Genomic DNA, 25,721 nt, shown 5'->3' on the forward strand with positions numbered 1-25,721 from the left:
GGAAGAGGCTCTCTTCCGGAACGCGGCCTTCTCGCCCTGCCGCCTACTTCGTGGCGCCGGCCAGGCCCCGCGCGTACTCCGGCCACCAGGCGCCGGCCTTCGGGCCGCCCTTGCAGTCGCCGTCGGACTCGCCGGGGCGCTTGACCCACAGGTAGGCGTCGACCAGCTCGTCACCGGTCTGCGTGGTGGGGGCCTCGCCCAGCGCGCGGCCGGGCGGATTGCACCAGTTCTCGGCCGGATCGCCGCCCGTGTAGGGGCCGTTGCCGTTGCGGCTGGTGTCGATGACGAAGGGCTTGTCGCCGATCTTCTCCGACAGCTTCCTGCCGAACTGCGTGGAGACGTCCGTCGTCTGGAAGTTGGAGACGTTGAGCGAGAAGCCGTCCGCCTCGGCGATCCCGGCCCGCTGGAGCGGCTGGAACAGCGCGTCGGGCGACTGCCAGCCCGCGTTGCCCGCGTCCAGGTAGACCTTGGTGGCGGGCTGCTGCTTCAGCCGCTGGATCGCGCCCTTGAGAAGGTCGTAGCGCTCCTCGTGGAACTCCTGGGGCGTGCAGCCGTCGACCAGGTGGAGCAGGGCGTCCGGCTCCAGGATCACGGTGGCGCCGCGGTCCCCGATGCCCTTGGCCACGCTGTCGAGCCAGGCGCGGTAGGCGTTGCCGTCGGCGGCGCCGCCCTTGGAGAACTGGCCGCAGTCGCGGTGCGGGATGTTGTAGAGGACCAGCAGGGCGTCCCGGTCGGCCGCGGCGGCGGCCTCGGTGACGCCCCTGACCTCGTTCTCGGGGTTGTCCGGGCCGATCCATTCGCCGACCGGCTGCCGCGCGATCTTCCGGATCAGCTCGGCGTTCTTGTCGTCGCCGTCCTTGCCGTACGCGGCGACCTGACGGGCCGCGTTGCCGTCGGGGTTGACCCAGTACGGATCCTTGTCCTTCGGCTGCTGCTCGACGGTCGGCGCGCTCTCCTTGTCGCCGCCGTCCCCGTCGCCGGAGCACCCCGCCAGCAGCAGGGCTGCCCCGAGCGCCGCCGCCGTACCGGTCGTCCGCAGGCCCGCCGCGCGCCTGCGCGTCCGGGACCGGCCGGTGTAACTGCCGTACATCCACTCCCCCTTGGGTGCACTGCCTGCACTGTTCGTCCTTGGTTGCACCGATGTGCTGCCGGTCCGATCCATCCTGGCACAGCGGCCGGGCGTCCACGCTTTCCCCCGTACAACGGTCACACCGGGGCACCGGTTCCGGACATCCTGTTCGAAAGCCGGTCATCCGACCGGCCGGTCCCCCTACAGTGGCGAGGGCCGGGGCCTTCCCCACCGCACCGACCTCCCGTACCGCGCCGGGCGACTCCCGCGGCCGGGCGCACGCGGTCGAGGACCGGCCCGGCGAGCACGCCCCCTGAGAGGCCGCCCGCCGGGCCGGGTTGAGGATGTTCCGAGGTGCGGCGCTCAGCCGCGGCCGCTGCCGTGGGCCACGGCCTGGGCCCGCTCCCCGCCGTCTCCGGCGTTCTCCGTCGCGCCCCGCGCGTCCCGCGCCCCGGTGAGGTAGGCGGAGACCACCACGTTCGCCGTGTACGAGCGGGTCTTCTGGTCGTACGTCCCGCCGCAGGTGATCAGCCGCAGCTCGGCCCGGCCGTCCTCGCGGGGTCCGTACGCCTGTTGCGCGTCGAAGCGTTCGCGGGTGACGAGCTGGACATCGTCCACGGTGAACTCCGCGACGCTGCCGTCTCTCCGGGCGACCTCGATCCGGGCGCCCGGCTTGACCGCGCTGAGCCCGTAGAACACCGCGGGCTTGGTGTCGGTGTCGACATGGCCGACGAACAGGGCCGTGCCCTTCGCCCCGGGCTGGGTGCCGTCGCCGTACCAGCCGGCGGTCCTCGGCATGCCGTACGGGGGCGGGTCGATGGCCCCGTCCCCGTCGAGGCCGCGGGCGACGACGGGGGCCTCGATCCCCACGGAGGGGACCTCGACCCGCTCGGGGGCCGCCCCGTCGAGCGGGTCGTGGGCCGGGGGCAGCGAGCTTCCGAAGGGGCGGCCGACCGCGGCCACGTCGCCGGTGGTGGGGCCCGACAGTCCGCCGAGCCCGCCACCGGCCTCCTTGCCCCAGAGCCACAGGCCGAGGAGCAGCACGGCCCAGGTCACTCCGGTGAGCAGTCGCCCGTTGCCTGCCGGGCGGTCCGGGGCTCCCATGTCAGCTGCCGGCCGGTTCGCGGCGCCGGCGCGAGGTGCGCAGGGCGACGGCGACGGCCGCGACGGCGGCGAGCACCAGGCCGATCACCGCGTGCCGGGTGCCGGGGCCCGCGGCCTCGGTGGACCGTTCGGCGAGGGTGGCGGTGCCTCCGCCGCCCGCCTTGACGGGTGCGGCGGGCGAGGGCCGGTTGTGGTGGACGACGGTGAGGGTGCCGGTCGCCTTGCCGTCGCTGTCCTCGCACGTCACCCAGACGTCGTAGGAGCGGGGTTCGGCGTCGGACCGGATCCGGGCCTCGGCGAAGAGGCCGTCGTCGTCGGCGGGCCGGAAGTGGGCGACCGAGGCGAAGGCGTCGGAGTTGCCCTTGGCCCGGCGGCCCTTGCCGCAGACGTCGACCCAGAGTTCCACCTGCCCGCCCGGGGCGATCGTGGACGGGGTGATCGAGACGGTGCCGGTGCGCCGGTCGTCGTCGCCGGCCGGGGCGGCCGGGGACGCCAGCGCGGCGGGTGCGGGCACGGCTATGAGCGCGGCCGCCGCTGCGGCACAGAACGTGAGGGGAAGAGAACGCATCGTGAACCTCCTACGGGAAGGTTCACGGCTGTGGCGCCGGCCCGCATCCGCAGTCCTCCGTTCGGGCGACGCCAAGGGCGCCTCCCGGGCGGCTGCGGATGCGGTTAGCGCAGGTCAGCGGCGGTCGGCGGGGGTGGGCTTGTCGGCCTGGTCCGGCAGGTCGATGAGGTCGACCAGGTCGGCGATGGACTCGACGACGTGCGAGGGACCGTAGGGGTAGCGGTCGATGTCGGCGACGGCGGTGAGCCCGGTGAGGACCAGGAAGGTCTGCATACCCGCTTCCAGGCCCGCCAGGACGTCGGTGTCCATCCGGTCGCCGATCATGGCGCTGGTCTCGGAGTGCGCGCCGATGGCGTTCAGCCCGGTCCGCATCATCAGGGGGTTGGGCTTGCCCGCGAAGTACGGGTCCTTGCCGGTGGCCTTGGTGATGAGGGCGGCGACCGAGCCGGTGGCGGGCAGCGGGCCCTCGGCGGACGGGCCCGTCTCGTCGGGGTTGGTGCAGATGAAGCGGGCGCCCGCGTTGATCAGCCGGATCGCCTTGGTGAGCGCCTCGAAGCTGTACGTCCGGGTCTCGCCGAGCACCACGTAGTCCGGGTCGTGGTCGGTGAGGACGTACCCGATGTCGTGCAGGGCGGTGGTGAGACCGGCCTCGCCGATGACGTACGCCGTGCCGCCGGGGCGCTGGTCGTCCAGGAACTGGGCGGTGGCGAGCGCGGAGGTCCAGATGTTCTTCACGGGCACGTCCAGGCCCATGCGCTTGAGCCGGGCGTGCAGGTCGCGCGCGGTGTAGATGGAGTTGTTGGTGAGGACGAGGAAGGGCAGCCCGGAATCCCGCAGCCGCTTGATGAAGGCGTCGGCACCGGGAATGGGGATGCCCTCGTGGATGAGGACGCCGTCCATGTCGGTGAGCCAGGATGAGATGGGCTTGCGCTCTGCCATGTGTCGGGACTCCTGCCGTACGCACTGCGTGCTGGGGGTGCCCGGACCACGCCGTCCCGGCACCCCCAGCATAATTAGCTCGCGGTGACCTTGACCGCGTCGATCACCCAGTACCAGTTGTTGCTGCCGGTGTAGTGGAACCGGAAGCTGACGTTGGCGGCCCCGGAGGGGACGTCCAGGGTCAGGGTCTGGGGCTGCGAGATCACGTCGGCGGTGTAGCGCTTCACCTCGACGGGCGTTCCGCCGTTCCAGGAGGCGAGGATCCGGGCGCTCTGGGCGCCCTCCTGCCGGTAGTGGGTGGTGAGGCCGAGCGTCACGGTGCGCTTGCCGCCGACGGCGTACGCCGGGGTGACGAGGGTGGAGTCGTACGGTCCGGAGGACGCCTTGTCGTCCCACTCGTCGGAGTCGGCGACGGCGGAGATCCCGCGCGAGCGGACGTTCAGCTCGCGGGACTGGTCGCGCTGGCTCCGGCTCCAGAACTCGTCGGTGGCGAAGGACCAGCCGCGCCACTCGCTCACGCCTCCGGTGCCCATCGCGGAGTTCACGACGGACCAGCCGCTGGGCGCGGTGTGGGTCCAGCCGAGGACGCCCGCCGGGATGCCGGTCTCGTCGACACGGGCCTTCAGCTGCGGGTACAGCGCCTCGAACGGGTCGGTGGAGCGCTCCTGGACCGGCTTGCCGTCCAGGCCCCAGGCGGGGTCGGGTGTGATGCCGAGCTGCTTGAAGACGGTGGCGGCGACGTCCACGAGGCGGGTGTCGGCGGGGCGGGCGCCGGCCGCGATGCCGGGGCCCTGGGCGAGGACGAAGGTGCGCCGTTCCTCGATGGCGCTGCCACCGTGGCCGCCGGAGTCGGTGTGGCCGTGGTCGGTGGTGACGATGACGGTCCAGCGTTCGGTGGCGTACGAGGGACGGGCCTTGATCGCGGTGAGGAGGCGGCCGAGGTAGCCGTCCTGGACGTCGATGGCCTGGCGGTACGCGGTACTGGCGGCACCGGAGTTGTGGCCGACGATGTCGGTCTGGCCGAAGTAGACGAAGAGCACGTCCGGGTTCTGGTTCCGGAGGATCGACTCGGTCTCGGCGGCGATGGTGGCGTCGTGGCCGGTGTAGCCGTCCCGGTCGCCGTCGAGGACGAGCTTGGCGTCGGCGCCCGGGGTGACGGTGCCCTGGGCGTCCAGGGGCTTCCAGTCGACGGCGGCGTAGGTGGAGAGCTGGGGGCGGACCTGGGCGAGGCGGGCGAGGAAGCCGGGGTACTTCGCGTAGTCCTTCCCTGCGAAGGAGTTCTCCTTGACGCCGTGCTTGTCGGGCCAGACACCGGTGGAGATGGTCGACCAGCCGGGGCCTGAGGAGGTGGCGGCCATCGGGTTGGCGTACAGCAGCGAGGTGCCGTACGTGCCGCCCGCCATCATCGACTTGAGGTGCGGGGCGTTCGCGGCGGCGATGACGTCGTGGCGCAGCCCGTCCATGCCGACGACGAGCACCTTGTCCTTGCTGGTGCCGTCGGGGAGGGTGGGCGCGGCGTGCGCGGCGGTGGCGGTGGCGAGCGGGCCGACGGCGGCGGCCGTGGCCGCGGCGGCGGTGGTGGCGAGCACGGAGCGTCGGGACAGGGACCGGGACACGTGATCCTCCAGGGAGAGGGGCGGGTCGAGCGGGGCTGGACGTGAACTGCTTTCTGGACCAGACCCGTTACCTTCGCGAGATAACCGGGCCGGGTCCAGACCTTCGCAGGAATCCGTGGCCGAAAGGTGGCCGGTCAGCTTCCGGTGGCCGACTTCCAGGCGTCGATGTACGTGTCCAGGTTGGTCCCGATGTCCGCCCAGTCGGGCTCGAAGATCTCCACGCCCTCCATCAGCCCGGCCAGTTCGACGGCGTTGGCGTCGGTGGCCTTGATGTCCTTGCGGGCGGCGAAGCCCCCGCCGACCGCGCTGACGTCGCGCTGGGCCTGCTCGGAGAGCATGAAGTCGAGCAGCTTCTTGCCGTTCTCGCTGTGCGGGGCCTTCGCGACGAGCCCGGCCGCGTACGGGAGAGCGAAGCTGGTGGGCTTCCCGTCGCCCTTGGCGGGGAACCAGATGCCGAGGTTGGGCATGTCCTTGGACTGGGCGAAGTTCATCTGCACGTCCCCGTTGGCGACGAGGAGTTCGCCCTTGTCGACCTTGGGGGCGAGCTTGCCGGTGGAGGCGGAGGGCCCGACGTTGTTGGTCTGGAGCTTCTTCAGGTACGCCATGGCCTGCTCCTGGCCGCCGAAGTCGTGCATCGCCTTGATGAGGACGGCGGTGCCGTCGCCCGCGACGCCGGGGGTGGAGTACTGGACCTTCTCCTTGTACGCGGGGTCGAGCAGGTCCTCCCAGGTCCGGGGCGGGGTCTTCAGCTCCTTCTTGTTGTGGACGAACCCGAAGTAGTTGTTCACGACGGAGGTCCACTTCCCGTCGGCCGCCCGGTCGGCCCCGTCGACCTGCTCGACGCCCTTCGGCTCGTACGCGGCGAGCAGCCCCTTCTTGTCGGCCTGCTGGATGAAGGGCGGGAGGGTGACGAGGACGTCGGCCTGGGTGTTGGACTTCTCGCGGGTGGCGCGCTGCACCATCTCGCCGGAACCGCCCTCCACGTACTTCACCTTGATGCCGGTCTTCTTCTCGAAGTCCTTGAAGACCTTGTCGTACCAGCCGTCGCCGTTCTCGCCCTTGAGGCCGTCGGCGCTGTAGACGGTGACGGACTTCTCGTCGGAGGCGGCGGAGGAGCCGCCGCAGGCGGTGAGGGTGAGGGCGGTGAGGCCGGCCAGGGGGAGGGCGAGGGTGCGGGCGGGGATGCGCATGGGATATCTCCGGAAGGTCATGGTGGGGATCAGCGGTAGGAGGCGCGGGTACGGATGCGGGAGACGGCGGCCAGGACGAGGAGCGTCGAGGCCATCAGGACCACGGCGAGGGCGGCGCCGGTGAAGAGCGAGCCCCGGTCGGTGGCGGCGAAGATCTGCACCGGCAGCGGGGTCCAGTCCGGCGGGTAGAGCATCATCGTGGCGCTCAACTCGCCCATGGACAGGGCGAAGCAGAGCCCGGCGGCCGAGGTGAGCGACGGCAGCAGGAGGGGCAGTTTCACCCGCCACAGGACCCGGGCGGGGCTTGCCCCGAGGCCGGCGGCGGCCTGTTCGTACATCGGGTCGAGGCGGCGCACGGCGGCGGCGACCGACTGGTAGGCGAAGGCGGTGACGAGGACGGTGTGGGCGAGGATCACGATCCAGCGCGTCCCGTTGAGCAGCACGGGCGGCTGGCTGTAGGCCACCAGCACCGCGAGGCCGACGACCACCGAGGGCACGGCGACCGGCAGGATGAACAGGGCGTCCAGGAACCGCTTGCCGCGCTTGCGGAGGGAGGCGGCGGCGAGGGCGGCCCAGCCGCCGAGGGTGAGGGCCAGCACGCTCGCGGCGAGGGCCGTGACGAGGCTGGTGGTCAGCGCCTGGAGGGAGTCGCCGCTGGTCGCGGCGGCGTAGCGCTCGACGGTGGGTCCGGAGGGGAAGGCCCCGGACCAGTTCGTGGCGAGGGACGCGGCGAGGATGACGAGCAGGGGCACCGCGAACAGCGGGACGAAGAGGAGCAGGAAGACGGCCCAGGTGGCCCACTTCCCGGCCCGGCTATGCACCAGCACGGCGGCTCACCACCCGGTAGAGGCTGTAAAGGCCCACGGAGATCGCGATGTTGACGACGGCGACGACGCAGGCGGCCGGGTAGTCCGACTCCAGGATCGCCTTGCTGTAGACGAGCATCGGCAGCGTCGTGACGTCCTTCGCCCCGGTGAACAGGACGATCCCGAACTCGTTGAGACACATCACCAGCACGAGGCTGCCGCCCGCCGCGAGCGCCGGGAGCGCCTCGGGCAGGATCACCTGCCGGATGATCCGGACGGGCCCGGCGCCGAGTGAGGAGGCCACTTCCAGCTGCCCGGTGTCGAGTTGGGAGAAGGCGGCGAGCAGCGGGCGCATCACGAACGGCGTGAAGTAGGTGATCTCGGCGAGCAGGACGCCCCAGGGGGTGGTCAGGAAGTGGAAGGGTCCGTCGGCCGACCCGGTCACGTCGGTCCAGAGCCCGTTGGCCATCCCGACCGAGCCGTAGATGAACAGCAGGGCGAGCGTGATGAGGAAGGACGGGAAGGAGAGGAAGACGTCGACGAACCGGGCGACCGCCTTCCCGCCGGGGAACGGGACGAACGCGATGACCAGCGCGAGGACGAACCCGAGGACGAGGCATCCCACGGTCGAGCCGACGGCGAGCCACACGGTGGTGGTGAGCGCGTCGCGGAAGACCTCGGAGGCGAAGACGTCGGCGTACGGGTCGAGCGAGACGCCGCCGCCCTCGTCCGGGGTGAAGGACTGCTGGACGACGAGGGCCAGCGGGTAGAGGAACGCGAGCGCGAGGACGGCGACGGGCGGCAGCGCCCAGACCCAGGCGGGGACGGTACGGGACCTGGCGGGGGCGGGGCTCGGTGCGGTGGGGGCCGGTTCGCCGAGAGCCCGGGGGACGGCGGTGGTGGGGGCGGTCATGGGCCGACTCCTCCCGCCTTGCTCGCTTCCGCCGGGAGCAGCACCGCGTCCTCGGGGGCGAAGTGCAGGGTGACGGGGTCGCCGATGGACGGGGGCTCGCGCAGTTCGCGGAGGTCGGCCATGACGCGGTGGCCGTCGACGTCGGCGTGCACGCGGTGGGTGGAGCCGCGCCACTGGACCTCGGTGACGCTGCCGGTCAGCGCGTTGGGCCCGTCGCCGAGGCCGACCAGGTGGGGCCGGACGCAGAGGGTGGCGGTGGCCCCGGGGCCGGCGGTGTCGGTGGGGACGCCGAGGGGGCGGTCACCGAGCCGGACGGCCCCCGCGCCCGTCACGGTGACGGGGAGCAGGTTGGCGTTGCCGACGAACGAGGCGGTGAACTCCGTACGCGGCCGGCGGTAGAGCTCCTGGGGGGTGCCGCAGTCCTGGAGCCGGGAGCGGTCCATGACGGCGATCCGGTCCGCGAGGGTCAGCGCCTCCACCTGGTCGTGGGTGACGTACAGGATGGAGACGTCCGGCAACTCACGGTGCAGCCGGGCCAGTTCGGCGAGCATCCCGGAGCGGAGCCGGGCGTCGAGAGCGGAGAGCGGCTCGTCCAGGAGCAGGACGCCGGGCCGGATGGCCAGCGCGCGGGCGATGGCGACGCGCTGCTGCTGGCCACCGGAGAGTTCGCGCGGGTGACGCTCCGCGTACGCGGCCATGCCGACGAGTTCGAGGGCCTCGGTGACCCGGCCGGGTATCTCGGCCTTGGGGGTGCGGTGGGCCTTGAGCCCGAAGGCCACGTTGTCCTTGACCTTGAGGTGCGGGAAGAGGGCGTAACTCTGGACGACCATGCCGATCCCCCGCCGGTGCGGGGGCAGGGCGGTGACGTCCCGGCCGCCGAGGAACACCCGCCCGGCGGCGGGCCGGACGAACCCGGCGACGGCGCGCAGGGCGGTGGTCTTGCCCGAGCCGGAGGGCCCGAGGAGGGCCATCACCTCGCCGGGTTCGACGGTGAGGTCGAGCCGGTCGAGGACGACGTTCCCGCCGTACGCGACGGTGACGCCCTCGAAGCGGATGCCGCTGGGGGCGGCAGGGGCGGGCCGCTCGCGGGTGGGAGCGCCGGGCACGGCGGGGGCCGGGGCGGGGGCGCTCATGCCTCGTCCCGGGCAGCGGCGGGCAGCCCGGCTGCCTCGGCCCGCGCGATGAGGTCGGGCAGTTCGGCGACGGACCCCAGGACGTGGGTCGCGCCGTGCCGGGTCAGCCGGTCCTTGTCGTGGGCCCCGGTGAGGACCCCGGCGACGATCCCGGCCCCGGAGCGTGCGCCGCTGAGCATGTCGTACGAGGTGTCCCCGGCGACCACGGTCCGCCGGACGTCGTCGACGGCCCCGGTGCGCAGGAAGGCGGCCAGCACCATGTCCGGGTAGGGCCGGCCCCGGCCGCCCGCGTCGGCGGGGCAGAGGGTGAGCGGGACGAGGTCCTGCCAGCCGAGGGCGGCGAGGATGGCGTCCTGGGTGGTGCGGGCGAAGCCGGTGGTCAGGACGACGGTACGGCCTTCGGCGGCGAGGCGTTCGACGGCTTCGCGGGCGCCGGGTATCGGGGCGATGCGGCCGCCGTCGACGAGTTCTCCGTACGCCTCCTCGAAGGCGGTGTTGGCGCGCTGCGCCTTGTCCTCGCCGCCCTCACCCGCGAAGAGGTGCCGGAAGACGGAGATCTTGGACTCCCCCATGGTGGCCCGTACGTAGGCGAGTTGCCGGGCGTGCTCGTCGGATCCGGGTCGCACGCCCAGGCGTTGGGCGGCGGCGGAGAAGGCCTGCTCGACGAGGCCGCCGTCGGCGACGGTGGTGCCGGCCATGTCGAGGACGACGAGGCCGAAGGGGTGATCGGTGGTCGGTGTCGTGGAATTCATGTGGTTCACCAGCCCAGTTGGTCGGCGGTCGTTTCGGCGATGGCGGGCGAGCAGGTCATGCCGCGCCCGCCGGGTCCGGTGACGAGCCAGACCCCGTCGCGCACCTGTTGCCGGTGGACGACGCGTGCGGTGTCGGTGCACTGGGCGTAGACGCCCGCCCAGCGGTGGCGGACGCGCGGCAGCGGCCGGCCGAGGAAGGCCTCGACGACCCGGGTGAGGTGCTCGTACGGCTCCTCGACGGTGTCGAAGGCGAAGGGGTGCTCGTACTCGTGGGTGTCGCCGATGGTCAGCCCGCCGTCGCGGCGCTGGACCATGAGGAGCTGCATGCGGTGCTCGGCGGCGACCGGGTCCTGGGCCTGTCCGGCGTTGAGGGCGTCGAGCGCCTCGCCCCGGTAGGCGGGGTAGTAGCGGAAGCTGTCGGCGTCGGCGACGGAGGTGGTGAGCGGCTCGCCGAGCGGATCGGTCTGCATCATCTGGAGGCGGACGCGGCGCACGGGCAGCTCGGGCCCGGCGAGCTCCCGGACGAGTCCGCCGAGCCAGGCGCCGGTCGCGAGGATCACGGCGTCACCGGTGTGGACGTCGCCGTGGTCGTCGCGCACCGAGGCGGCCCCGACGACCTCGCGGACCTCGCGACCGCCGAGGTAGGTGTACCGCCCGGAGGCCAGCAGCTCCTCCTTCAGGGCGAGCTGTGCGGTGCGGGGTTCGACGGCCGCGTCCCGCTCGCACCACAGGGCTGCGGTGAACGCGCCGCGCAGGGCCGGGTTGACCGCCCGGGCCTCGTCGGCGGTGAGCAGCTTGTAGCCGCGCGCCGCCGCGTCGGGCCGGGCGACGGCCGCCTCGGCGACCGCGACCTCGCGGGCGGTACGCAGCGGGGTGAGCGAACCACAGGCCCGGAAACCGAGCCCCGGCACCCGCTCCCCGATCTCCTCCCACAGCTCACGGGCGCGCAGGGCGGTCTCCAGCTCCTCGCCGCCGGCCCGGCCGCTGATCCATATCTGTCCGAAATTGCGGAGCGATGCTCCGCGCGCCTCACTCTCACGCTCGATCTGTACGACCTCGTGGCCGCGGCTTACTGCGTGCCAGGCGTGCATGGTTCCCACCACGCCGGCTCCTACGACGATGACTCTCACGACGGCCACGCTCCTCGGAGCGGGTGTCCCGGACGCGTCGGGACGCCGACGGGACGGTGAACGGCCTCCCAAACTTGGACCAGACCCGTTATTCATTCGTGACCTAAGAAACAGGGCGCGGAATGCGTCGCGAAACAGCCCGGACCTCGCCATAACGCTGCGCACAGCTGTCGGCTTGGGGTACGAATAGCGGCAGTACGCGCCGACAGTGCGGTCGGTGGGGGAAGGTGCTGCGATGGGGCGTCCCGACGGTGATTCACTACTGTGTCCGGAAATATTCGGGGAGTTCGCGGACGTGCCGATCGCTCTGCGAACGGCTGTCGGCGATCGCCTCGAACAGGTAGCGGTGGCCCGGGGCGGGCTCCTCAACGCATGCGGCGCGTTCAACGCGCTCTATTTCGACTACTCCCCTCAGCTCCGCCGCTACACCGTGGAACCCGAACCGGACACGTTCATCACCGCACCGATCGGCGGCCCACTGCCCGTGTTGCCGGCTGGGGCATACGTCAGGCTGACCCGAGGCACCCGGGAACTGTGGGGTGAAGTGGCCGGGGTGCTGGGTGCCCAGGACGACGTCGACCAGGACGGCTGGGCCGCCGGCGCCCTCTCCGGGGCTCCCGCGACGGACAAGCTCGACCAGCAGCGCATCATCATCGACACCGAGGTATTCGGGCCGCTGAGCACGGCGGAACTGGTGGAACGGGGACGCTGGCTACGTCCCGGCGGCGGTCTGGAGAACGGGCACCTCGTGGGATCCGTCCCGTCCGCCGTCCGCGATGTCTCGGCTCGCGACCAGGCAGGCTCGTTCGCAGCCCACCTCGCAGGTCCGGCGCGCCCCCTCCTCGACCTCGGGCCACTGCCCGGCTGGCTGCTGGAGGAGAACGGCGAGGCCACCGAGGTCGACATCGCCCGTGCGGTCCGGGCCGCCGTCAACTGCCTGGGGCAGATCATGGCCGACGCGACCGGGCTGCGCGTCTGGGGCCTCTACGGCAGGTCAGCCGCCGGAACCGCCGCCTTCGCCGCCTCCGCCACGGCCGCAGAAGTACGCAGTGCGGTCAGTCGGCCCGCTCCGGCCGGCCGGGCACGCTACACGGCCCTGTGGCCCCTCCTCCAAACCCTCGTGCGAAAGTCCGACCGCGCGGATCAGCTCGCCGGTGTCGCCGCTGCGACCCTGGTCATCGACGCGAACCTGACTCTCGCGGATGCCGTGGCCGACCGCACGCTGCCCGCAGACACCGATGTACGGGTCGACGACCGCTGGCAGCAAGGCGGCATATGGCGGGCGCAGCCCCTGCCGGTGGACGGGTTGCTCGCCGGTCTGGACCCGCTCAGTCCCGCCGGCCTCGGGTATGCGGAGAGCGAAGCGCCTTTCGGCGAGCCGAGCCCGGGGCCGGCCCCCGTACGGCACTCGACGGCCGAGGACGCGAGTCACGTCACCGTGGTCCACATGGACGACGAACTCGTCGTGCTGACGGCAGCGCTGAGCAAGGCTGACCTGGAGGCAGGACGGCTGGAGCTGGGTCACGCTGTGCTGGCCCTGCTGCCTCAGGGACCGCTGATTCTTCAACTACACCATGACGGAATCGCGTTACCGGGGAATCTCGCCCCGCAGCGAGTCGGCCGCGCGGGGGCCGGCGTTCGCACGGTCAACTGGCCACAGGACCTCCCGCCCGGTATCCGCCTGACCGTGGCGGCCGCTCGAGCCGGCAGGCGATTGACGGCCACCACCGTACGGCTCGCGTCTCCTGTGGAGATCGACGGCTTCGGGACCGTCTTCTGGGAGTACGACGAGTCCTTGCTCCTCGGCAGCTCGGAACGGAGCACCCTGCCTTCCGCGCTCCTCCGCCAGGCTCAGCAGGCCGGTGAGACGAGTGGGGCCGCAGAGCACACAGCAGGCCGTCCGTCCTGGCGACCGGCCGTGGCCGCCCTGGAACACCTCATCGTGGAGGCGCTCAAACGGGACGGAGAAGAGGGGCCGGCCGACAGCCGTCGACTGAACGGCCCCCGACTGACCGCGGCGCTCTTCGGGTCGGACACCCGTTCTCCCGCGCTGCTCTGGACCGTCATCCACACCTGTGAAGACCTGGCCCTGCTGGGGCTGCTGACCCAGTCTCCCGGCCCGCAGGACGGACCTGACGTGTTCACGTGGTGGCCTTCCACCCCGGAAGCGCTCGAGGCTCGCGCGAACTCCGGCTGGGAGGAGACGGACCATCCTCCGGGACAGCCACTGAGCCGACGTTGGATCAGGCCTCAACGGCGACGGCTTCCGGATGGTCAGCAGGCTTCGCCGGAGTCCCGGCGCGAGTATGCGCGGTGGCGCATCGACGTCGAAGGAGTCGACGCGGAGACCGAGTTGCCGCCCGGAACAACCTTCGTGCACGGACATCTCAAAGGAATCGGACCGGGCAAGCCGTGGCATCGGCATGTGGCCCGGCACCAGGAAAGGTGATTTGAGGACGGATGACGAGAGTCAAGATGACCGCAAAGGCGCGGTCCCGGGAGACCGAGGCGCCGTCCGGGCCCAGGACCGAGGTAGCACAGGGGCTGGACGGGCTCGGAGACCCCTTGGGCGACGTTCTTGCCCTGCTCGATCAGGAGCGGCTGGGGGACCTGCTCAACCGCATGGGCAAGACCCGCCGTACGCGGCTGCTTCAGCGGTTGCGTGTCCCGGCCATGGGGCGGCTCACACCCACCATCTGCACCCATGCGCTGGCCCAGTTGCGGTCCGCCCGGCCCACCGGGCAACGTCAGCAGGACGCGGCGGCACTGGGCGGCCCCCTGAATGAGAGTCTGGCGCAGGCACGTTCGCAATGGCTGCGCGGTGAAGGCGACAACTCCCTCGGCTCTCTCGACGACAGCCTCGCTCAGGCCCCACGCGATGAACTCCTCCTGGCGGGTTTCGCCTTCTGGGACGCCGATCCGGGGCAGGCCTATGTTCTTGCCTGGGCCCTGCGCAACCGGGCCCTGCCCTCGTGGCCTGCCGACCAGGTCGCCACCTTGTCTGAAGCATGTGACCGACTCGCACGAGAATGGGCAGATTTGTACGACGTGCCCGGGCACTCGGCAGCCGGCCACGCATCGGACACCAGCCGCCTCGGGGACCCCGGTGACGTGGACCAGCTTCCCGTCTCGCTGGACACGTCGGCCCGGTGCGACGCGGCCGCCCGGCACCTGGAGCGACTCTTCGACAGCGCGCGCGTCTCCCTGCACCGTGCGGTTGACGATCTGGACAGCGGAGTCTTCCCGGAGCCGAGCGCCTGGAATCCGGTTCAAGAGCTCCTGGAGATGTACGACGCCCTACGCTCGGCTCTGGCCTCCGCCGCAGAAAGCCACGGAGTCATGAGCCCACCGCAGTGGGCCGACCGGCTTCCTGCGGTACAGGATCTGATCCGGGCCCGCGGCAACGAGCTCAGCCTGGAAGAGGATCTGCGCGCAGGCCTTGAGCGCATCGTCGCGGGGCCGGCGCCTCGAGCCCATCAGGCTGCCGAAGCGCTGCACACGCAAGCGCAGGGGCTGCTTTCGTCCGAATCCTGGCAGGAGCACGAGGTACGTCTCGCCGTTCTCCTCGTGAACGTCGTGGAACTCGCCGATTGCGTGCGTCGGGACGATGACCTCGGTGTGGAGGTGTTGGACGCCCGCCTCCGCAGCACGCTGCCGGAAGAGTTGCGAGCGGTCGTACTCCTGGTGGTGCGGGGGAAGGTGAGCTTCCCCGAGGCTTCGCCCACGGGCCTCGTACCGCCTCCTCGCGCCACGGCACCGGACGCGTTGACTTCGCAGACTGAAACCACTGTCAGTGCGCCGGAGCAGGTAGGTGACGCGTCGATGCGGTCCCAGGCGGCCTACCGGGAGGCGACCCCTTGCGGCGAAGAAGCGGCCGGGCCGCCCGCCGTCGAGCGGACCGCCGCCGGTCCGGCGGCCGACGTGGAAGCGCCTGCGGGTCCACGGTCGGTGCCCGGCGACGTGCAGGACCGAGAGGCCACGGGACCCGGTGGGACGCACGTGAGCGCCACGAGCATGAAGCCGGACGTGGGACAGGCCCCGGAACCACGTACGGCGAAGGACACGGAACTGGGCGCAGACCCGGCCGAGACGGCGAATCCCGTAGAGCCGGCCCAGGCCACCGGACCGGAACAAGAGTCGGGCCTGAGCCCTGACGTGCTGCCGCGCGTCGACAGGCTCGCTCCTGGCCTCACCGCCGATGTGACCGCCGGGCCCACATCGGGAACTCCGGTCTCTCCGATGCGGGAGAGCACAGACCAACCGGTTCAGGCCATCGCGGAGTCGCTCCTTCGCGGAGAAGTCGCACTGGCTCACCACGCGGCTCGGGCTGCGGGGAACAAGGAACTGGCCACCACACTGGCCATGTTCGTCCTCGCGGAGGCCATGCGGACCGCCACCGGCCCGTGCGCGGATGCCTTCCGAGCCGAATCAGGCAGTCTGCCGGACAAGGCTGAGACCGTCTCCGAACGTCTGCTGCGCGCCGCCGCCCTGTTGCGGGTCTGCCTGGTCACGGGCGACCCCGGAGCCGGGGAAGCACTGAGCCGACTCAATCTCTCCCTCCACGGGATGCCTGCGCTGCGTGCCACGCTGAGCATCGTGGCCGAAGCCTGTGCCCGCGGCCAGCTCACCATTCAGGCACTGACCTCGGCGACCGTCGCGGCGGACAACAGCGCCGCCCCCGATGTCGACGTGACATCCGTGAGCGCACTGGCGAGGAAGAGCCTGGCCGAGCCGCGAACCCTCCACTTCGCACGAGCCAACGAGATCGTGCGCGCTTGGTGGGCCGAGGACGGACTGATCGGGGCGCTGCTGTTCGCTGTAGCCCGCGACGACCGAGCCAGGCTGGACTCCGTCCGGGCCCAGGTGGTCGACCTTCGCAGATCCGAGTCTCTGGGACGGAGGCTGGCCAAGGCCGATACCAGTCTCAAGGAGAAGTCAGCCGCCCGGCTGCAGGGTGCGGCGCGGCGACGGATTCTGCAGTACGCACAGGAGTCCCTGGAGATCGTGCACGAGTGGCTGACCGCCGTGCAAAATCTGGCACCGTTCACCCCGCCGCCGGTGTTCGCCCACCTTTCCACCCGGCTGGCTCCATACAGCACGGACCTCGCCACCGAACTCAGGGCGCAGAGCATGACGTCGGACACCTCGTCCGATCCGCTTCTCCAGGCGGCCGCGACCCACGCCCTGGAATCGATGCGCGCCAGCGCGGCGGTGCTCGACAGCGGCAGGATCCCGGGGCCGGAGAGCACACCGAACGTCGCTCTCAATGTCGACCTGCTCCGTTGCTGCACGCTGGAATTCGACGCTGACATCAACCCGTTGCGTCCGATCACTGTGGAGGAGGTTGTGCAGGCTCAGCACACCGGCTGGGAGGCGGCGGCACGGGCGCATGCCGCCGCGGCCAACTACGCGACTGCCCGTGTCTCCCTGGAAATGTTCGAATTGCAGGGCGGGAGTGTCGATATCATCGGCAAACTCCGGGAGGAGCACCATCGGCTCCGCGCGAAGAGCCGTCAAGAAGTCACTGCCCTGCTCCAAAAGGTCGCACACCAGGCGGAGCGCGCTGCACGACTGGGGCGGCTGCCCGAACCCGGGCGATCGCGGGTGACTGCACGGTTGGAATCCGCCAAGCAAACGTTCGACGGTGACAATCTGGGGACCATCCGCCGTGAGTGCGAGGAAGTCTTCGAGCAACTCACGCAGTACGGTGAACAGGCCCGCAACAGTTTTCAGACGGTGGCCCGCACGCAGCTCAACAATTCCAGTGCGTCTGCCTCTGTGGCCGACAGGATTTTCGCGCTGATATCCCAGGGAGACCTGGCGACGGCTGAGGAATTCCTCATTGCGGCGCGAGAGGGAGCCGAGCCGCCGAGTGTTGAACCGGCCATGGAGTTCGACGCGTTCTTCCCCGAGGTCTGCCAATCGCTTCAGTCCGGGATCACGCCCGAGCTGATCCGCGAGGCCGCGAACGGCGGAGTCCACCGTGGCCTGGACTTCTCCGCCTTGGCCCCGGCTCAGCGGTCCCAGGCCGCGGAAGCCCTCAGCGCGCTCCAGCAGCTTCACAGCCAGTGGAACACCCTGCGTTCCAAGGAACGCCTCCTGAAGCTGGCCCTGAGGCTGGCGGGCATCGAATACGCGGCGGGTTCTCCGGCCGGACTGACCGCTCCCGCTACGCGGCTGTGGCTCGATGTCGCGGACGTCAAGCTGGTCGGGCCGTGTCGGCTGCCCCAGTTCGGCTCCGGAGCGGGAGGCCGGCTCCGCGTCATGGCGGTCAGGGCCGTCTCGGACGTCAGGACCCTTTTCGGCTGGATCGAACAGGACGTCAGCCAGCTACCGGTGCTGGTGGTGGTCGCCGGAGCGATGAGCGTGGCACAGCGCCGCGCGCTTGCCAGGGAATGTGTGTCACGCCGGGACAAGCCCATTCTGGTGCTCGACGCATCAGCGCTCGCGTTCCTCGCGGCCAGGGGAACGGGCCTGTTCGCGACGACCGAACGCGTCCTCGCACCGTTCAGCGCCGTCACACCGTACTTCCCTGAAGCAAGTGACACCTTGCCCTCGGAGATGTTCTACGGCCGGAGCGACGAACTGTCGGCCGTCCTCGACCCTCAAGGGTCGAGCATCCTCTACGGCGGCCGGCGACTTGGCAAGTCCGCACTTCTCAAAGCGGCGGCCGCACGCTATCGCCGAACACGGCACCACGAGAGCCTCTACATCCCGCTGCCGTCAGGAATGGGACTCACACCGGGCGATATCTGGGATCTTCTCTCCCGCGGTCTGGAGCAGAAAGGCATCGCGGAACGGCGCCGCAGCCGCGCGAACACGATGCACCAGGTCGAGGAGGACATCAGCAACTGGTTGCAGCAGGACCGGGCGCGAAAGCTGCTCATCCTCTTCGACGAGTGCGACGAGTTCTTCGACGGGGACGCCCGTGAGGGCTTCGTGCACACCACTGCCCTGCGCAATCTGATGAGCTCGAACGAGCGGCGGTTCAAGCCGGTCTTCGCGGGTCTGCACCAGGTTCAGCGTTTCGCTTCGCTTCCCAACCAGCCGCTCGCCGGTGCGCACTTCGGCGAACCGCTCGTCATCGGCCCGCTCAGTCCCGGCGCCGCCTACCGGCTGCTGCATGACCCCATGCAGGCCCTGGGCATCAGGTTCCAGAGCGACACCCTGATCCATCGCGCCCTCACGTACGCCAATTACCACCCGAAGATCATTCAGCACATCGGGCTGGCTCTCGTACTGGAGACCCACAGCCATCGCGTCCAGGCCGACGGGCCTCCCTGGACCATCGACGAGGACACGCTTGAGAGGGTGATCGGCTCGGCAACCCTCGACAAGAGCATCCGGGACACCGTCCGGCTGACCCTGCATCTCGACCCTCGCTACAAGCTCATCGCGCTCGTCCTGGCTCTGTACGCCCTACGCCTCGGCGTGGACCAGCCCATCGCAGGACGCGAGTTGCGCTCGGAATGCTGCGAGTGGTGGCCAAAGACGCTGTCCGCCACACCGCCCGACGAGTACCGAGCGCTGCTGGAGGAGATGGTCGGTCTGGGGGTACTGGCAGCCGATGACGCAGGGTGGCGTCTGCGCTCCTCGAATGTGCTGCGCCTTCTCGGGACTCCATCGAGCATTGAGGAAGAACTGTCCTCCCAGGAGAGCGAAGCCGTCACGGCCCTGTCCGTCGCGCACACGCGCAGACCTCTTCCCAACGGTCGCATCAGTCCGCTCACGGAAGCACAGATCGCCGACCTGACGAAACGGCGCAACGGTCTCCGGATCGTGATCGGAACGCCGGCCGCCGGGCTCGACGACGTTCTGACGGCGCTGGCCGGGCAACAAGAGCGCGTACCGGGCAGGATCGATCCCCTCATCATCCCTGGCTCGGCCAGCAACTACCGCAAGGAATTGCAGATCGGGCGTCCCGGCCCCAGTCACCGCATCATCGTCAGTGACACGAGGGAGTTCGGCCCGGGCGCCCTGCGGACCTCACTGGACCAGGCCTTCTCCCTGCAGCCGCCCGAGGGGGTCAGCAGATGTGTGGTGGCGCTGCTGGATCCCTCCCGGATCGAGCATCTGCGCCAACTGACGCCGGCTGACGAGGAAAACACGGTCTATCTCCAACTGGCCACGGCGGACGGCCTGCTCAGCTGGACGTCGAGCCAGGACGCGATGACGCCGTATTCCGACCCGGCACGACGGTCAGAGCTGATGAAGGTCACCGGCGGCTGGCCGAGCACCCTGGGCCGTCTGCTGGAGCTGGCCGTCAAGGGGCTGGCCCCGCGAAAGGCCCTCGCCCAGCTCGCCGACGAGATCGGAAACGCAGAGGGCTCCCGCCTGCTCGCCTCGACCGGACTGGAGGACGCCGTTGAACTCCACCCGGTCGTTCATCAGCTGGTGGACGAGTTCGACGCGGCTCTGCCTCTTGAAGACCTGACCGAGCTGCTCCACCCCGAGCATCCGAACATCCACCTGCTCCTCACCTCCCTGCAACAGATGAACGCCCTCGTCAATCTGGGCCCGCAGGGCCTCGCTGTGGAACCCGTCTTGGCCGCAGCCTGGCGCCGGCACGGTCCACGTTGACACACGGCAAGCGATAGGTGCCGCGCCCCGTCTCCCCTTTCCACCGTGAGGACGGAGGAGACGGGGCGCTCATGCCAGTTGGCCACCCTCTGCGGACGGGGTCACTCCGAAGGCGGAAGGACCTTCAGGAACGGGGAGCGCACCCTTCAACGTTCCTATGTCAAAAAGCTCTTGCGGCCTGGACGGGCCGAGACGAGGTCCGGGCGGGGAACTGGCGGTACGCTCCGCCTACCCCCGCCCCTCACCCCGCAGATGCGCGGAGAAGGAGAACCGGTCCCCCCGGAACAGCGTCCGCACCCGCTCCAGCGGCCGGCCCTCGGTGTCCCGGGAGAGGCGGTGGATCAGGAGCATGGGCAGGGCGGGCGGGGTGCCGATGAGCAGGGCCTCGCGGGGGGTAGCGAGGACGGTCTCGATGCGTTCGTCGGCGTCGCCGAAGGCGATGCCGAGGCGGTCGCGGAGGTGGGCGTAGAAGGAGGAGTCCGGGTCGAACTCCGTGTCCAGGTCCGGGACGCGGGCGACGCCGACGTAGGTGCTCTCCAGGCCGACGCGCTCGTCGTCGGCGAGCAGCACCCGCTCCAGGTGCCAGACGGGCTCGCCCCGCTCGACCCCGACCTCGGCGGCGAGCACCTCGGGGCAGGGGAAGCGGTCCAGCCCGATGAGGTTGCGGCCCGGCCGCCGGCCCTGGCGCCGGACGCCTTCGGTGTAGCTGGCCAGCGAGAGCGGCTGCTCCAGTTTGGGCCCGGCGACGACGGTGCCGCGCCCCTGCCGGCGCAGCCGCCCCTCCAGGAGGAGTTCGCGCAGGGCCTGGCGGACGGTCTCGCGCGAGACCTCGTGCAGTTGGGCGAGCTCCCGCTCGGTGGGCAGGAGTCCTCCCTCGCCCAACTCGTCCAGCAGGACGGCGATTCGGGCCTTCACCGCGTAGTACTTCGGGATGCGGCCGTGCTCGGGAATGCCGGAGCGGATGGGTGCGCCAGGTGCCTGGTCGTTCGGGTAGTCCACCGCCCGATGGTGGCAGACGCGGGTGAACGACCGGTACGGGTCCCGCTCCGGCTGCCGCCGGGGGGCGGGACCCGTGGCGAGGTGCCCCGCCGGGGCGGGGCACCGAACCACGGTGGTGGCGGGGCCGGTCAGTCCCCGGTGCGGCGGGCCCGGCGGGCGTAGCGCAGCAGGACGGCCCCGGCGAGCAGAAGCGCCCCGGCCGCCGCCCCGGTCCAGGGCAGCGACGCCGGTCCGGTGCGGGCGAGTTCGGGGAGCGGGCGGCCCAGTCCGTCGCGGGGCGGGAGGCCGGGGTCCTCCTCGCGGCCGTCGCCGTCCTCGTCCCTGCCCCCGTCCCCGTCGTGGTCCCCCTCCCCGGGGCGGGTCGGCGGGCGGGAGCCGGCGTCGCCGTCCGGGGCGGGGTCCCGGCCCGTACCGGAGTCCGTACGGGGGCCGTCGGGGTAGGCGGGACGTTCGGTTCGGGTGCCGCCATCGGGTGCGGTGTGCTCCGGATCGGACTGTTCCGGCCTGGGGCTCTCCTGCCGGGGGCTCTCCGGCAGGGGGCGCTCGGGCGTGGGGCTTTCCGGCCGGGAGCTCTCCGGCAGGGAGCTCTCCGGTAGGGAGCTCTCCGGTAGGGAGCGCTCGGGCCGGGGCTGTTCCGGCTCGCGGATGCCACCCGTGACGCCGTCGACGATCACGAAGGGGTACTCCGCCGACTCCCCCACCCACTCGCCGTCCTCGCGCCCGCCGCCCTTCGCCTTGTCCTGGTGGCGGCGCTGCACGACGGCGGCGTGGGCGGTGACCGGGCCGGGGGCGGTGTCGGAGGTGAAGGCCATCCGCACGCGTACGGAGACGGTCTTCCCGGTGGGGACGGTGAGGCCGGGGAAGGGTTCGCCGAAGACGCCGATCTGCTCGTCGCGGTCGGTGCTCTCCCAGGTGACCCGGTGTTCGGTCCCGGGGCTGCCGGGCTCGGAGAACTCCAGCTGGATCTGGTCCGACGTCAGCCTGCGGTCGCGGTCGGCGAGCACGAGGACCGGGTGCAGGGCCTGGCAGGACGTGTCGGTGGTGTTGGTGAGGTCGAGGAACCAGGTGCCGTAGCCGCCACCGGAGGCGTACCGGTCCGGGGCGTCCTGGATCCGGGTCTCGATGGGGAAGTCCTTGGCCTCCGGGTCACCGCACACGGGCTGTTCGTCGTCTTCCTTCGCGACGGCGGCTACGTCGGTGGGTGCGGCTAAGAAGGCGGGCGCGGCCGGGCGGGCGGCGGCCTGCGGGCCGCCCAGGAGCGCGGCGTGCACCGTGATCCCGGCGGCCAGCCCGAGGGCGGCCAGCGCACGGGCGTCTCGCAACCGTGCGCAGGAGATGGGGGGCATGGGGGGGTCACCCTTCGCTGCTCGCGGACGACCGGGGGCGGGGGCCGCCGGTGGTGACCTCCGACGCCATCACGCGCGCGCGGACTCAGAGAGTCGACATGCCGACTTGATTAATAGGATCACCCGACTGCACTTCTCGCATCCTCCAGGCCCGTCGCGAAGGCGGGAAGCTGCTGACCGACGCGCAGGCCGTACACCCGGGCAGGGCGACACGCAGGCCCGCACCCCTGGGCAGACCAAGATGAAAACCCGCACACCCGGGCACACCGACACGAGGACCCGCGCGCCTCGGGCAGGGCACGCAGGCCCGACACCCGGGGCAGACCGACGCGCAGGCCGCACACCCCGGGCGGGGCGACACGCAGACACGCAGACCCGCACACCCCGGGCACACCGACACGCAGGCCGCACATCTCAGGCAGGCCAACACGCAGGTCGCACCCTCCACACAGGTCGCACCCCCGGGCAGGCCGCACCCTCCGCGCAGGCCGCGCCCTCCGCGCAGTTCGCATCGCACCTCCTGGCAGGCCGCGCCCGAGCAGGCGGGAACCCGGCCCCTACCCCCGCTCGCCCTCGCCCTCCCCCACCCGCCCGAACACCGGCGCGAGCACCAGTTGCGCCGCGCCCTCCGCGACCGGCCGGTCACCGCCCCCGGCCACCGTGACGGTCACGCCCGCGCCCGCGCCCGGGCCGCCCCGGGCGGCCCGCTCCTCGATCACGGCCCGGACGCCCCGGACGTACGCGTCCTCGTCGGCGGCCACCGTCCGGCCGCCCAGGACCACCCGGCCGATGTCGAGCAGGCCGACCAGGTTCGCCGCGCCCGTTCCCAGGACCCGGGCCGCCTCACCCCGGTCACCGCGCGCCTCGGCCGCCAGGCACAGGGCCTCGATGCAGCCGCGCCCGCCGCACCCGCACAGCGGGCCGTCCAGCTGGAGGGTCTGGTGGCCGAACTCGCCGGCCCCCGTCCGCGCGCCCCGGTGCACCTCGCCGCCGAGGACCAGGCCGGCCCCGAGCCCCGTACCGAGGTGGAGGTAGGCGAAGTCGCCGCCGCCCGCGCCGCCGAGAGCGAGGGCGAGGGCGGCGGCGTTGGTGTCCTTGTCCAGGACCACCGGCAGCCCGGTCCGCTCGGCCAGGGCGGCGCGCAGCGGGTACCCGTCCCACTGCGGGAATCCGGTGACCCGGTGCAGGACGCCGTCCCGGTGGTCGAGCGGGCCGGGCACCGCGACGCCCAGCCCCAGCACCGGCTTGTGCGGCTCGGCCGCGCTCAGGTCCCGTACGGCGTCGGCCGCGTCCGCGAGGACCCGGTCCGCCGGAGCGCCGAGGTCGAGCGGGGCGGTGGTGACCGCGACCGGCCGGCCGGCGAGGTCGACCAGGACGGCGGTGAGCCCGTCGCGGTCCAGGTGCAGGCCGATGGCGAACTGGGCGTCGGGGACCAGTCGCAGCACGGTGCGCGGCTTGCCGCCGGTGGACGGGCGCAGGCCGGCGCCGACGGCAAGGCCGTCCTCCCGCAGCCGGGCGGTGATCTTGCTGACGGCCTGCGGGGTGAGGCCGGTGCCCTCGGCCAGCTCCAGCCGGCTGATGCCCTCCGCCCCGGAGGCCCGCAGCAGGTCCAGCACCAGCGTCGCGTTGTGGTGCCGCAGCGCCGGAAGGTTCACCCCCGCCGGGGCCTTCGTCCTGCTCCTGTTCACGGCTCACTCCTGTTCACCGTCCCATTGTGCCGGTCGCTTGCACTTTGGCAACAGCGTTGCTTAAGTGGAACGCATGAGCTCCGATGCCCCCAACGCCCCCGGCGCCCCGCTCCGCGTCGCCCTCGTCGGCTACGGCCTGGCCGGCTCCGTCTTCCACGCCCCGCTGGTCTCCGCGACCGACGGCCTGGTCCTCGACACGGTCGTCACGTCGAACGAGGAGCGCCGGGCCGAGGCCCGCGCCGCGTTCCCCGACGTCCGCTTCGCCGCCTCGCCGGACGAGCTGTGGGAGCGCGCCGACGAGCTGGACCTCGTCGTGATCGCCACCCCGAACAAGACGCACGTCCCGCTGGCGACGGCCGCGCTGCGGGCCGGGCTGCCGGTGGTCGTGGACAAGCCGGTCGCCGGGACCGCAGCCGAGGCGCGGGAGCTGGCCGCGCTCGCCGAGGAGCGCGGGCTGCTGCTCTCGGTCTTCCAGAACCGCCGCTGGGACAGCGACTTCCGTACCCTCGCCGGACTGATCGCCGACGGCGAGCTGGGCGAGGTGCAGCGCTTCGAGTCCCGTTTCGAGCGCTGGCGGCCGCAGCCGAAGGGCGGCTGGCGCGAGTCGGGCGACCCGGAGGAGATCGGCGGCCTGCTGTACGACCTGGGCAGCCACGTCGTCGACCAGGCGCTGGTGCTGTTCGGCCCGGCGGTCCAGGTGTACGCCGAGTCCGACGTACGGCGTCCCGGTGCGGCGGCGGACGACGACACGTTCATCGCCATCACCCACGCCAACGGGGTGCGCTCGCACCTGTACGTCAGTGCCACCACGGCCCAGCTCGGCCCGCGCTTCCGGGTGCTGGGCTCGACGGCGGGCTATGTGAAGTACGGCCTGGACCCGCAGGAGGCGGCCCTGCGCGAGGGCCTGCGCCCGGTGGCCGGCGCGCCGTGGGGCGAGGAGGGCGAGGAGCTGTGGGGCCGCCTCGGCTCCGGCGAATCCCCGCTGACCGGCGGCGGCACCCCGGTCCGTACGCTGCCGGGCGCCTACCCCGCGTACTACGCAGCCGTGGCCGCCGCCGTACGCGGCACGGGCGACAACCCGGTCACCGCGCTCCAGGCGGCAGCGGCGCTGGACGTCCTGGAGGCCGCCCGCCGCTCGGCGCGCGAGGGCGTCTCGGTCACGCTTCTCCCCCACCACGACGAGGACCGGCAGGCGAAGGAGCAGCACACCTCATGACCACCACCTCCCCCACCATCTCCGAACTGATCGCCCAGGAGCGCCGGCTCACCCTGCCGCACTTCTCCTACGACGACGCGTTCGCGCTCGGCACCCTGCTGGTCGCGCTGGCCCGGGAGCGGCACGCCCCGGTCGCGATCGACATCCGGCGCGGTGCGCAGCAGCTGTTCCACGCGGCGCTGCCGGGTTCGAGCGCGGACAACGACGCGTGGATCGACCGCAAGCGCAAGGTCGTCGAGCGGTACGGCGAGAGCTCGTACCTCGTCGGCACCCGGTTCCGGGCCAAGGGCACGACCTTCGAGGAGTCCTCGCGCCTGGACCCGGACACGTACGCCGCGCACGGTGGTTCCTTCCCGATCGCGGTGGAGGGCGCGGGCGTGATCGGCACGGTCACGGTCTCCGGGCTGCCGCAGGCCGAGGACCACGCGATGGTGGTCGAGGCGCTGGAGCAGTTCGCGGCGAGGCCGACGGCCGGCTAGGACTTCGGTGCTCCACGCGAGGGGGGCGCCGTCACCGTAGGCAGGGTGACGGCGCCCTTTTCGCGCATCCGGGCCGGCGGTCAAGCCCTCTTCGCATCCGGGCTCGCGGTCAAACGCCCTCGCGCACCCGGGCTCGCGGTTCAAGCCCTCTTCGCGCATCCAGGCTCGCGGTTCAGACACCCTTCGCGCACCC

General features: G+C 71.7%; 18 protein-coding genes. 4 read left to right on the plus strand and 14 right to left on the minus strand.

Annotated features, from left to right (window positions below; genetic code table 11):
* Positions 1–43: 43 nt before the first annotated feature.
* The 11 genes from ACFWRV_RS24635 to ACFWRV_RS24685 form a co-directional block, all read right to left on the minus strand.
* Positions 44–1,090: a glycoside hydrolase family 6 protein gene (locus tag ACFWRV_RS24635; RefSeq protein ID WP_384337907.1), complete on the minus strand. Its 1,047-nt coding sequence runs from the start codon at positions 1,088–1,090 to the stop codon at positions 44–46.
* A 342-nt stretch (positions 1,091–1,432) separates the two neighbouring features.
* Positions 1,433–2,173, minus strand: a complete 741-nt coding sequence (locus tag ACFWRV_RS24640) for a class F sortase (RefSeq protein WP_384337908.1) — start codon at positions 2,171–2,173, stop codon at positions 1,433–1,435.
* A 1-nt stretch (position 2,174) separates the two neighbouring features.
* Positions 2,175–2,741: a hypothetical protein gene (locus tag ACFWRV_RS24645; protein WP_384337909.1), complete on the minus strand. Its 567-nt coding sequence runs from the start codon at positions 2,739–2,741 to the stop codon at positions 2,175–2,177.
* A gap of 114 nt (positions 2,742–2,855) precedes the next feature.
* Positions 2,856–3,680, minus strand: coding sequence for an HAD-IIA family hydrolase (locus tag ACFWRV_RS24650; RefSeq protein WP_384337910.1), 825 nt, complete (start codon positions 3,678–3,680; stop codon positions 2,856–2,858).
* Positions 3,681–3,754: 74 nt separating this feature from the next.
* Entirely contained in the window at positions 3,755–5,296 is a 1,542-nt protein-coding gene (locus tag ACFWRV_RS24655) for an alkaline phosphatase family protein (RefSeq protein ID WP_384337911.1), read from the minus strand.
* 134 nt (positions 5,297–5,430) lie between these two features.
* Positions 5,431–6,486 (minus strand): 2-aminoethylphosphonate ABC transporter substrate-binding protein, encoded by a 1,056-nt coding sequence (locus tag ACFWRV_RS24660; RefSeq protein WP_384337912.1) that lies wholly within the window; start codon positions 6,484–6,486, stop codon positions 5,431–5,433.
* A 29-nt stretch (positions 6,487–6,515) separates the two neighbouring features.
* A complete protein-coding gene (locus ACFWRV_RS24665) occupies positions 6,516–7,313 on the minus strand; it encodes an ABC transporter permease (RefSeq protein WP_384337913.1) in 798 nt (265 codons plus the stop codon).
* Complete coding sequence (locus ACFWRV_RS24670; RefSeq protein ID WP_384337914.1) at positions 7,300–8,205, minus strand: 2-aminoethylphosphonate ABC transporter permease subunit; 906 nt, start codon at positions 8,203–8,205, stop codon at positions 7,300–7,302. Before ACFWRV_RS24670 ends, ACFWRV_RS24665 begins: the two co-directional genes overlap by 14 nt.
* A complete protein-coding gene (locus ACFWRV_RS24675) occupies positions 8,202–9,338 on the minus strand; it encodes an ABC transporter ATP-binding protein (RefSeq protein ID WP_384337915.1) in 1,137 nt (378 codons plus the stop codon). The genes ACFWRV_RS24670 and ACFWRV_RS24675 overlap by 4 nt, the downstream gene beginning before the upstream one ends.
* Positions 9,335–10,090: a phosphonatase-like hydrolase gene (locus ACFWRV_RS24680; protein WP_384337916.1), complete on the minus strand. Its 756-nt coding sequence runs from the start codon at positions 10,088–10,090 to the stop codon at positions 9,335–9,337. The genes ACFWRV_RS24675 and ACFWRV_RS24680 overlap by 4 nt, the downstream gene beginning before the upstream one ends.
* Positions 10,091–10,095: 5 nt before the next feature.
* Positions 10,096–11,220 (minus strand): TIGR03364 family FAD-dependent oxidoreductase, encoded by a 1,125-nt coding sequence (locus tag ACFWRV_RS24685; RefSeq protein WP_384337917.1) that lies wholly within the window; start codon positions 11,218–11,220, stop codon positions 10,096–10,098.
* A 235-nt stretch (positions 11,221–11,455) separates the two neighbouring features.
* On the opposite strand from ACFWRV_RS24685, the gene ACFWRV_RS24690 reads away from it, so the two are divergent.
* Together ACFWRV_RS24690 and ACFWRV_RS24695 are read left to right on the plus strand one after the other, a co-directional pair.
* Positions 11,456–13,669 (plus strand): hypothetical protein, encoded by a 2,214-nt coding sequence (locus tag ACFWRV_RS24690; protein WP_384337918.1) that lies wholly within the window; start codon positions 11,456–11,458, stop codon positions 13,667–13,669.
* A 116-nt stretch (positions 13,670–13,785) separates the two neighbouring features.
* Complete coding sequence (locus tag ACFWRV_RS24695) at positions 13,786–19,800, plus strand: hypothetical protein (protein WP_384337919.1); 6,015 nt, start codon at positions 13,786–13,788, stop codon at positions 19,798–19,800.
* Between the two features lie 228 nt (positions 19,801–20,028).
* Here the strand turns inward: ACFWRV_RS24695 and ACFWRV_RS24700 are convergent, their stop codons facing one another.
* From ACFWRV_RS24700 to ACFWRV_RS24710, 3 genes are all read right to left on the minus strand, one after another.
* Entirely contained in the window at positions 20,029–20,799 is a 771-nt protein-coding gene (locus tag ACFWRV_RS24700; RefSeq protein WP_384337920.1) for a GntR family transcriptional regulator, read from the minus strand.
* Between the two features lie 128 nt (positions 20,800–20,927).
* A complete protein-coding gene (locus ACFWRV_RS24705) occupies positions 20,928–22,145 on the minus strand; it encodes a peptidase (RefSeq protein ID WP_384337921.1) in 1,218 nt (405 codons plus the stop codon).
* Between the two features lie 557 nt (positions 22,146–22,702).
* Entirely contained in the window at positions 22,703–23,833 is a 1,131-nt protein-coding gene (locus ACFWRV_RS24710; RefSeq protein WP_384337922.1) for an ROK family protein, read from the minus strand.
* A 73-nt stretch (positions 23,834–23,906) separates the two neighbouring features.
* Between ACFWRV_RS24710 and ACFWRV_RS24715 the strand changes: the two genes are divergently transcribed.
* The gene (locus tag ACFWRV_RS24715; protein ID WP_384337923.1) at positions 23,907–25,049 is read left to right on the plus strand and encodes a Gfo/Idh/MocA family oxidoreductase; all 1,143 of its coding nucleotides are present in this window, start codon (positions 23,907–23,909) and stop codon (positions 25,047–25,049) included.
* Positions 25,046–25,528: a heme-degrading domain-containing protein gene (locus ACFWRV_RS24720; protein WP_384337924.1), complete on the plus strand. Its 483-nt coding sequence runs from the start codon at positions 25,046–25,048 to the stop codon at positions 25,526–25,528. The genes ACFWRV_RS24715 and ACFWRV_RS24720 overlap by 4 nt, the downstream gene beginning before the upstream one ends.
* Positions 25,529–25,721 lie beyond the last annotated feature (193 nt).

It is taken from the genome of Streptomyces sp. NPDC058576 (assembly GCF_042718715.1).
In the GTDB taxonomy this organism is placed as follows: domain Bacteria; phylum Actinomycetota; class Actinomycetes; order Streptomycetales; family Streptomycetaceae; genus Streptomyces.

Coding starts and splice junctions, on each gene's coding strand:
- ACFWRV_RS24680 (WP_384337916.1), bottom strand. CDS start 10,090: ATGAATTCCACGACACCGACCACCGATCACCCCTTCGGCCTCGTCGTC.
- ACFWRV_RS24640 (WP_384337908.1), bottom strand. CDS start 2,173: ATGGGAGCCCCGGACCGCCCGGCAGGCAACGGGCGACTGCTCACCGGA.
- ACFWRV_RS24690 (WP_384337918.1), top strand. CDS start 11,456: ATGGGGCGTCCCGACGGTGATTCACTACTGTGTCCGGAAATATTCGGG.
- ACFWRV_RS24675 (WP_384337915.1), bottom strand. CDS start 9,338: ATGAGCGCCCCCGCCCCGGCCCCCGCCGTGCCCGGCGCTCCCACCCGC.
- ACFWRV_RS24670 (WP_384337914.1), bottom strand. CDS start 8,205: ATGACCGCCCCCACCACCGCCGTCCCCCGGGCTCTCGGCGAACCGGCC.
- ACFWRV_RS24645 (WP_384337909.1), bottom strand. CDS start 2,741: ATGCGTTCTCTTCCCCTCACGTTCTGTGCCGCAGCGGCGGCCGCGCTC.
- ACFWRV_RS24715 (WP_384337923.1), top strand. CDS start 23,907: ATGAGCTCCGATGCCCCCAACGCCCCCGGCGCCCCGCTCCGCGTCGCC.
- ACFWRV_RS24650 (WP_384337910.1), bottom strand. CDS start 3,680: ATGGCAGAGCGCAAGCCCATCTCATCCTGGCTCACCGACATGGACGGC.
- ACFWRV_RS24720 (WP_384337924.1), top strand. CDS start 25,046: ATGACCACCACCTCCCCCACCATCTCCGAACTGATCGCCCAGGAGCGC.
- ACFWRV_RS24635 (WP_384337907.1), bottom strand. CDS start 1,090: ATGTACGGCAGTTACACCGGCCGGTCCCGGACGCGCAGGCGCGCGGCG.
- ACFWRV_RS24660 (WP_384337912.1), bottom strand. CDS start 6,486: ATGCGCATCCCCGCCCGCACCCTCGCCCTCCCCCTGGCCGGCCTCACC.
- ACFWRV_RS24705 (WP_384337921.1), bottom strand. CDS start 22,145: ATGCCCCCCATCTCCTGCGCACGGTTGCGAGACGCCCGTGCGCTGGCC.